The 2,596-nt window shown below is 44.3% G+C and carries 4 protein-coding genes; all 4 read right to left on the bottom strand.

What is annotated here, in order from left to right; translation table 11 throughout:
- The coding region (locus A3761_RS10465; protein ID WP_068750187.1) for a hypothetical protein at window positions 1–513 on the bottom strand (513 nt) is incomplete at its 3' end.
- Window positions 514–597: 84 nt separating this feature from the next.
- Entirely contained in the window at window positions 598–1,269 is a 672-nt protein-coding gene (gene queE, locus A3761_RS10460; RefSeq protein WP_068554540.1) for a 7-carboxy-7-deazaguanine synthase, read from the bottom strand.
- A gap of 144 nt (window positions 1,270–1,413) precedes the next feature.
- Window positions 1,414–1,920, bottom strand: coding sequence for a DUF4124 domain-containing protein (locus A3761_RS10455; protein ID WP_068507034.1), 507 nt, complete (start codon window positions 1,918–1,920; stop codon window positions 1,414–1,416).
- 49 nt (window positions 1,921–1,969) lie between these two features.
- Window positions 1,970–2,596: DUF2390 domain-containing protein (locus tag A3761_RS10450; protein WP_231881205.1), on the bottom strand; the 627-nt coding region annotated here is incomplete at its 5' end.

Here is a 2,596-nt window from a genome sequence, read left to right as displayed (position 1 = left end):
GGCATCGGTCTTCACCTTGGCCTGTAAGACTTGGCTACGATTTTCGCTGCCGGTTTCGCCGATGTAGTAATACATTTCTGCGATACCGTGGAATTTCTCTAAAGTGATGATGTTTAGCTGAGTGTTTTCAGCGACCCCTGGAACATAGCCAAAGGGTATGGCAATACCAAAGTTGTCCAAGTCTGTGCCAAGAGAGGTGTAGAAGGCTGTCATCACCTGTTCAGACTCTTCTTGTGTGGCCACAACATTGATACCGAAACGGCTTTCTAACTCAATCGCCAAACGTTTGTCGGCATAAGCTTTAAGGGGTGAATCACTTAAAAAGTAAGAGTTGATATAAACGTTTTTACCTTCGAGTGCATCTAGCTTTTCATCTTCAATACTTCTGACCAGATCATCGATGCTATGTGTGACTAAGCGCTGAGCGGTAGAGCCGCCCAAGGTTCCTTGTAAGTCACGGGTTGAGCATGCTGTAAGCACTAAGCATATAAGAAATAATAATGAGAGACGCATTGCGATATTCCACTTTGAATTATAAAAAGTCTAAAGTAGCTTAAGAGACTGAAAGATGGAAGGGGGTAAATGGGCTAGGTAGTCTTAGTCTATTCCAAGTAGCTTATGCATTTGTAATGTTAAGCGCCATTGAGGGTGGCTCAGACAATAGTCGAGCGCTAAACGGGTATTGTTTATTTTGTCTGGGTCTTCACCAAAGCGCACAGCGGGGCTGGCCATGGGCGATAAAAAATAGTGATCAGCGGGGAAGTCTTGATAGGTTTCAGGTAGTGCGTCGCTCTGAGGATAAACCAGCTTTAGTTCATCACAGCGATCAAAAACAATGCTTGATTTGCCTTTTGGGCTAAGGCATACCCAGTCAATACCCTCAGGAAGAGGGAGCGTGCCGTTGCTCTCAATAGCGATCTCAAAACCTAGCTGATGCATCAACTCTATCAGTTTTGGGTCAAGCTGAAGTAGTGGTTCTCCGCCAGTGAAGATAACGTAGGGTTTGGCTATACTCTTACGGCTTGAAGAAGAGCTGGCGAGTACTTGATTGCTGTCCCAGAGTGATTGAATTTTTGTTGCCAATGCTTGGGCATTAGCAAACTCGCCACCATTTTGCCCATCTGTGCCAAGAATATCTGTGTCGCAGAAATTGCACACAGCGTCTGCCCGGCTATCTTCTCTCCCATTCCATAAATTGCACTTACTAAAACGACAAAATACAGCTGCACGCCCTGCACGAGCGCCTTCGCCTTGCAGGCTGTAAAACATCTCTTTAATTCGATATTGCTGTTTACTGCTTTTTGTCACGGTCTTTTTGTGCTCTGGTAAGGGGCTTAGAGAGGGCCTTAATGACTTAAGGTCTTCTCAGGGCTATTTGCTGAAGTGTACTGGTATGAGCGAAATGAATGGCTTTTAGTTTTCGCCGGTAATCGCTTTCAGTGTTTCGTTACGAGATTCCATCATATCACGGACGGCTTTTGCGTCACTCATTGCATTGAATGCATCATCAGCTGTTAGTTGGCCATCTGCCAGGGTTTCTGACATTTTGGGTTGTGGTGCATAGGCTGAGGTAGACTCTTCGTCCGACTCGATTTTCACACTTTGGATAATATTAACATTGGTGTTTACATTCATGGTTGATACGTTCTGAGCCCCTGCTGGGGGTCTATCACCATAGTGCCACATGCCTGTTGCGTCTTGCCATTTGTAGAAGGACACTTTGTTACTGCTGCTTGAGCTGGTTGTCGAGCTCGAGCTTTCATTGCCGGTAAGGCTGTCGGGTAGTATTTTATCAGGAATCAGGTCGGCAGACGTCGGCATGGCGAGTGTAGGCTTACCATTGTCCATCTTAAAGAAAAAAGGCAAGATGATTGCGGCGGCAAGAATGCTGATGGTAATAAAACGAGAAATCATTTTCATGGTGACAAGTTCCTGTGTCTTTGTGCTATTAAGATCATGTTTTGTGTTGTTAATAGCTAATATTGTGTTTACAAATTTGTGACTGGATTTCAGAGTCGGAGCAATTTGGTAAACAAGTTCGAATACATAATAATAGATGTGATTTCGGCAGCCTGCTAGCTAATAAATTACCAATCAGAATATCGATCGTGTCTCCGTTCTGCTCAAATGGAATCGTCTGAGATAGCTTAAACAGTAAAGCATGTTCGACTTGTTCGGCTTGCAGCTCGTTTTGCTGAACGTCCTTTCTTAGCGCACCTTTGGGTAGACTTTTTCTTACCTGCCTAAGTGGTGCAACGACTTGTTCGTGCCAAGAGTCTAGCTCTTCGTTGATGTTGGGTAGCAGCGGTGTAATATTCTTTTTCATAAGCCCAGCCCACATTGCAAAGAGTGATAGGTTGACGCGAAAGCCTTGGGCATCTTGTAGGTCTAATAAGGTGTCTTGCAGTGTTTTATTCTTCCACAGCTTAAGTGAACATAGCCAAAATTCATTCTCTAGAGAGAGGGCGTTCATTTCTGCTGCCGATATTGCGGTGATAGAGGGGCGGCTATGAGTCATTTGGTTAGAGCATATTTGATAAGTGTAAATCGAAATAAATCCATAGGAATTTATCGGCATCTTAGGATTGATGTTGCG

This window comes from Oleiphilus sp. HI0123, assembly GCF_001635315.1.
The sequence above is the reverse complement of the archived record's forward strand: the minus strand, read 5'-3'. Positions and strand labels throughout refer to the sequence as shown.